The organism is Paenisporosarcina sp. TG20, from assembly GCF_000286315.1.
Classification (GTDB): domain Bacteria; phylum Bacillota; class Bacilli; order Bacillales_A; family Planococcaceae; genus Paenisporosarcina.
Map to the genome: position 1 here is coordinate 21,787 of NZ_ALJG01000334.1, position 6,049 is coordinate 27,835.

Genomic DNA, 6,049 nt, shown 5'->3' on the forward strand with positions numbered 1-6,049 from the left:
TTTTATATAGTCTGTCTTACACGATCAAAAAGAACGTTATTCTCAAGGTGAATGTGATGAAATGTATCTGCTTCAAGGTCCGCTAGTCGTTTTAATACGAGTCGGTGTGTCCCGCATGCTTCTTCAGGCGGTTGAAAGTTATTAGTAATTTCATTCAGTTCCTTTAATAAGTTCCCTGCATTTTCATGCTCGTCTTCAAGCTCTGTCAAATGAGGTTTTAACAAGTTTGCAGTATCGATAGATGGATTTAGGAAAAAATCTTTTATTAACGGAAAGACGTTATTGTCTTCATCATCTGTATGTTCGAGTAATTCTCGTTTCAAATGTTTAAAGATTTCGTTGACTCTGATGATATGGGGGTAACGCTCTCCATGGACTTTTACGAGCTTCGTAACGTATGGAGTGAGTGCTGGAAGTTCTTCACGTAATTTTGCATGATATTTTTCTTGAATATGAACTATTAGTTCCATAGGCTCTAGTGAAGAAGGTTTTTTTCTATCATGTTGTACTTGTTTTTTTTCTACTTCGAGGACTTGTGCCATAACCTCTTCCACGTCGAGTCCGCGTTCTTTTACTGCTTGATGTAAGGGGATTTTCCCGCCGCAACAGAAATCAATGCGTAATTCGCGAAACAAATCGCCGGCTTTTGGAACATCTTTTACAATATTGGCTACTGTTGTATCTATAGTTAAACTCATCATATATTCCTCCTGTGAGTAATTTTTATTCAATTAAAATACTAAATGGTTAGACCATTTCAGCCAATCAGGGACTTCCCTCTTTCACTTATGGGAATGTCCTAAGAGGAAAATTCTTCTAACTTCCTGTGATATACTAAAAAAAATTGAATGATAGATAGAAAGGGTGTTAGAAACATGTCTGGACCATCATTGCGACAAAAACATGCTCACCACGCAATTCATCAAGGCGGACTGTCGGGTGCCATTACAAAAACCGATGAAATGGAAGAGTTGTTAGCAGCAAAAGAATTTGAAGTAGCACGTCAAGCTGCAGATCACTTACTTGAATATTGGGAAACACGAATCATTAGTCATGCTGACGCAGAAGAGGAAGACTTTTATAAAGAAGTGGTAGAGCAGAATCCCGATCTCACAGAGGTTGTAGTAAAATTAACACGTGATCATGACCTATTGCGAATTATTGCAACAGATATAAAACAAAAGCTCAATGATGTTGGCCTCACTCTTGAAGTAGTGCAGCAATTCCACGCACTTCTAGTAATTAATGCCATACACAGTCGCGATGAGGAACGACTTTTACTCGGAGAACCAATGATATGACAAAAATTGATGGAGAAAAATTCGGTATTATTGGACGCAATAGCCTCTGCTCTTGTCAAAGTGGAAAAAAATATAAAAAATGTTGCGGTACAAAAGAAGGCACTGATCGGTTTAATGATGAACTTGATCAAGCAATGCAAAAAGTGTTGCAAGATTTCTTTGAAAATAATCCGCATCCATCAGAGCAAAAGGCATTACTCGCTTGGAAAGACAAAAACGAGGATCTTCTTGTACCGCTTTACGGCAAAGAAAAATCAGGCAGTATTATCGGTGATATCTTTTTCTTCCTTGAGCGTGTAGATATTTGGAATTCATTTATCAATAGAAAAATTCTAAAAGAAGAACGTTACAAGATTCGAAAAATTCTTGAAGGTTGGTTAAATCCCGTTTTTCTAGTGGGGAAAATTCTTTCTGTGACTAATTATCAAGCACAAATACAAGATTTGTTATCGGAAAACGTACTTCAAATAGATGTTAATGAGTCGTTTCCAGTTGAATCTGGAAATGTAGCTATCGGCTTTTATTTACCGGATATAATTCACTCGGATCGATTGATGGTACTAAATAGTGTGACTGTGGCTGTAGAAGTAAAAGAAGAAGCCATTCAGAAATTAAGCGATATGTACCGTTCTTCAGAAATTGATACGGTACAAGGATTTTACAGAGAAAATATCATTACGTTATATCAACTTTTTAGCACTGGTCTGAGCGCTAGTCACTATGTATCAAGTGAAGTAATTGAAGCGGTGAATGCACTCGAGCAGTTCTTGATTGAGGAAGATTTGAAGAGTGACGAATTAATTGAAGGATTCTTCCATTATCTCGAACTTCAGCCTAACGTGCCAAATGCGGCAATTGCAGGTGCCGTTCAGTTTGGAATCGACTATAAACTTCTTAAATTTGAATGGAGTAAAGAGAAAATTGCTGATTACTTCACAGAGGATTCAACCGAAATCAATATGTTTGCAGAAAATCTACGTGCGTTTTACAGTGAAGCATTAACCAATGAAGATGAAAAAGAAGCGACCTATGCTTTTGAAGTGGGAACTGATCCGAAAACAAATGAATATCAGAACTGGCAGCTACTTATGCATCTGAAAAATTTAACGATTACAAGTGATATTGTGTTGAAACGCCACATGGATTACTATCATGGTGAACCATATGTTCCGAAATCTAAAACAGAAGAAGCTCAGCTCCTCGCCTATGAGGCATATGCCAATAAAACAGAAGGATTGAGGGCTGAAAAATCACAAAAAGTACACCAACTCCATTCACGAATTGTGGATGAGTTTTTACTTGCTGCGGATGTTGAATCGAACAACAATGAACGTGAGAAATTATTAATACAAGCAATTGCTAATGGTAAAGCAGATTTCGAACCAGATATGGATGTAGCTTGGCTTTATGTTCCGAACCGCCCCTATTTGCGTGCCCTTTTTCTACTTGGGATTCATTATTGGCAACAAGGACGTTTAGAAGAAGCTTTTAAAGAATTTTACAGGTTGCTACAACTGAATCCTGGGGATCATCAAGGAGTTCGTTATGTAGCGATGTCCACGTTAATAGCACTTGGACGTTTGCAAGAAGCGGATAGCATTATCAATCACTATGAAGACCAGCAAACAGATAACGCTTTTTATGCATGGTTTAAATGGCTGATTCAAATGAAGAAGACAAACTTGCTTTCATCAGCAACGCAGGAAGCTTTTTTAGAAGCAGTTGATAAAAACCCTTATGTTAAGAAACTAGTGGATAAGCGTCCTAAAGCTAATCCATATCCAAAGTCGATCATTCTCTCTCCACGCTCACCGGAAGAAGCAAAGCTAATTTGGACATTTTTAGAACCAGGTTTATAAACTTGAGATCTAATATCGAACCATTTTAACTATGGAACTGGTAAATGTAAGTACATGTTCCAACTGATAAAGTCTATCTAATGAATACACATATGAATAGAGAAAAAACCCGTTGAAAATTAACTATTCAACGGGTTTTTCATGTAATATTTATACTCGATGGTTGTCAGCTTTCCAGGTTACAATGGCTTTCTTAATCTCATTTGGCTTAAGATTTTCTTTCACTGCGCGTTCACAAAGAGTTGGAAACTCCTTTTCATCAGCAAAACGTAAGGCAATGATTTGTCCACTGCTTAGATCTGGATCTAATAATTTACCTGTTAAAACAAAATGACGTAAATTCTCTTCCGCTCGAATAGCTCGATCTTGGCTTTTCATTGGATATAATCTGACAAGGATTGCAATAATAATAATGCTCGCGACCATCAGTAAAAGTAAGATAGATTGTAAAACATTATCTCCTGAATTAAGTGAGCGAACCATATTGATAATAGAAACGACCAATGTCACAAGCAATAAACCTAATAGAACATAATGATAAAGGGGATGCATTCTTACGTGTGTCTTATAATCTTGATTTGTCATAATAGACTCCTTCTGTCTCTTTTTTATTTATTGCTATTCCCATTTAAATGTGTAACTTGCTATTATGAATGCTCCTACAAGCCAACACCCCAATATTAGAGCATTTGAACCAAGATCCATAAAAGGTGTTCCTACATTCATCGTTTCACGCAAAGCATGGCTTAAATGAGAAATCGGTAATACGTTCACAATCGGTTGAAGGTAATCTGGCATATCACGTATAGGGAAAAATACGCCCCCTAAGAACAACATAGGAAAAGATAAAAAAGCAGCGATTGGTGAAGCACTTTCAGGTGTTTTTGCAATTCCAGCAATGATAAATCCAATCGCCATAAAGGCAAGTGTTCCTAAAATAACAAAGGTAATTAGACTTAACCAGGATCCGTTCACACTAATTCCAAAAACTAGGTTGGCCACAGCTAATACGATAAGTGCCTGCATTCCATTTAACATTAATCTTGCAGTAATTTGTGCGGCGATAAATGTGGAAGCTTTTAACGTGGTCCCTTGCATTCTTCTTAAAATGCCGCGCTCTCTCCAAGCGGCAATCTGCCCTGCAACTCCGTTCATATTGTTACTCATGATCATCATGGCTAGAATTCCTGGCACTAAGAAATCAATATATTTTAAATCCAACGATTCGACTCCGCGTGAATCGGTTACAATGCTTGGTGTGTAATTCGCTTTTTCCTTACTAATCCCATCAACAACACTGCTAACTATTGTTAAGCCCACTTGTGAAAAAGCAAGGTTTGTTTCATTGTAATACACTGGAATCTCAAAAGACTCAGTGTTTCCTTTCTCCTTCATCATTTCTTCATAACCTTTTGGGATAATAACAACTAGTTGAAGATCTCCTTTTTTCACTTGATCTAACGCTTTCTCTTCGCTAATGCTTGATTCAAGACGAATGGCATCATTGTTGGCAAGTACTTTAAAGAATTCTTTCGACTGCATCGTTTGATCTTGATCCACTACACCAATAGAGACAGAAATGCCAGTTCCATTTCCTAAAAAACTGCCAAGCATCACCATTAGAAATATTGGGAATGCGAGTGTCCAAAATAACACTTGGCGATTTCGAAGGAATATACGTAGCTGGGATAGAGTTAATTGCCAATATGCCTTCATTCTTCTCTCAGACTCCTTCCTGTCATATGAATAAAGACGTCTTCTAACGTGGATGTTCTAGTTTGAAGATCCGTCAATTTCAAGTTTTTTAAAGAAGTCAATTGTATTAAACTAATCAATGTAACCTGAAGATCGTCGGTGTACAGAACATATGTATCTTTACGATTGCCTACTTGTTTCACTCCATTAAGCGATTCAAGCTCATCCTTCAGAAACTCTCCTTCAAATTGAAACTCTACCGCACTATCAGACTCTAAACTTTTCACGAGTCCAGAAGGCGTATCTAAAGCAATGAGATTGCCTTGATCCATGATAGCAATGCGGTCACAAAGAACATGAGCTTCGTCCATATAATGTGTGGTTAATACAGTGGTCTTGCCTTTTTCTTTTAATTTCAAGACAATATCCCATAGCGTTCGTCTAGCCTGAGGATCGAGACCAGTCGTCGGTTCATCCAAGAAAAGTATCCAAGGATCATGAACCAGAGCAAGCGCAATCGCCAAACGTTGTTTCTGACCACCCGAAAGAGTCTTGATTCGGCTCTTGGTTTTTTCTGTTAAACTCATTTCCTCAATTAGCTCAGGAATGGATACGTTTTTTTGATAAAAACTTGCGTATAAGCGAAGGATTTCTTCAACAGTAAGTAGTTCGAATAATGTTGTAGATTGTAATTGAATTCCGATTACTTCTTTGACTTTCTTTAAGTCTCGTGAAATATCAAATCCACCGATAAATGCTGTTCCACCATCAGGTTTTCGCAGGCCCACCATCATCTCTAACGTTGTTGACTTACCTGCGCCATTTGGTCCAAGTAGGCCAAATATTTCCCCTTTTTGCACAGAAAATCCAATCCCATTAACAGCTGTAAAGCTACCGTATTTCTTAACAAGGTTTTTCACTTCAATCATTGTTTCTTCCTGATTTTGCATTCTTCACACTCCCACTATGTATCTATAATAATATTGTTTTCTAAATATGAATAATCTATATGAATCTTCTTTGTTGAACAATTTTCTATTAAAGGGGTACACTGAAAAACTTATTGTGATCAAAAAGTATTATTCTTAATGAGTCAATTTCATAAATAAAAGTATAGTAATAATATCTTAACAAAGTTGATTTCCGCTCCATGCGGACGCTTTCCGTGGGGCACGGCTTCAATCTCCTCGTCAC

The 6,049-nt window shown here is 37.4% G+C and carries 6 protein-coding genes; 2 read left to right on the forward strand and 4 right to left on the reverse strand.

Going from position 1 to position 6,049, the window contains the following annotated elements; genetic code table 11:
- Positions 1-2 precede the first annotated feature (2 nt).
- On the reverse strand, positions 3-701 hold the full coding sequence (gene ric / locus B371_RS0114565; protein ID WP_026023081.1) for an iron-sulfur cluster repair di-iron protein: 699 nt from the start codon (positions 699-701) through the stop codon (positions 3-5).
- Between the two features lie 174 nt (positions 702-875).
- Here ric and B371_RS0114570 point away from each other — a divergent pair, with 174 nt between their 5' ends.
- Together B371_RS0114570 and B371_RS0114575 are read left to right on the forward strand one after the other, a co-directional pair.
- Positions 876-1,301, forward strand: a complete 426-nt coding sequence (locus tag B371_RS0114570; protein ID WP_019415047.1) for a hemerythrin domain-containing protein — start codon at positions 876-878, stop codon at positions 1,299-1,301.
- On the forward strand, positions 1,298-3,160 hold the full coding sequence (locus tag B371_RS0114575; RefSeq protein WP_019415048.1) for an SEC-C metal-binding domain-containing protein: 1,863 nt from the start codon (positions 1,298-1,300) through the stop codon (positions 3,158-3,160). Before B371_RS0114570 ends, B371_RS0114575 begins: the two co-directional genes overlap by 4 nt.
- 150 nt (positions 3,161-3,310) lie before the next feature.
- On the opposite strand, the gene B371_RS0114580 is transcribed toward B371_RS0114575, so the two are convergent.
- The 3 genes from B371_RS0114580 to B371_RS0114590 are packed head-to-tail and all read right to left on the reverse strand — an operon-like array spanning position 3,311 to position 5,805.
- Positions 3,311-3,745 carry a DUF6526 family protein gene (locus tag B371_RS0114580; protein WP_019415049.1) on the reverse strand — a complete coding sequence of 145 codons (435 nt, stop codon included), beginning with the start codon at positions 3,743-3,745 and terminating at the stop codon, positions 3,311-3,313.
- 33 nt (positions 3,746-3,778) lie between these two features.
- Complete coding sequence (locus B371_RS0114585) at positions 3,779-4,876, reverse strand: ABC transporter permease (protein ID WP_019415050.1); 1,098 nt, start codon at positions 4,874-4,876, stop codon at positions 3,779-3,781.
- Positions 4,873-5,805 carry an ABC transporter ATP-binding protein gene (locus tag B371_RS0114590; RefSeq protein ID WP_019415051.1) on the reverse strand — a complete coding sequence of 311 codons (933 nt, stop codon included), beginning with the start codon at positions 5,803-5,805 and terminating at the stop codon, positions 4,873-4,875. Before B371_RS0114590 ends, B371_RS0114585 begins: the two co-directional genes overlap by 4 nt.
- Between the last annotated feature and the right edge of the window lie 244 nt (positions 5,806-6,049).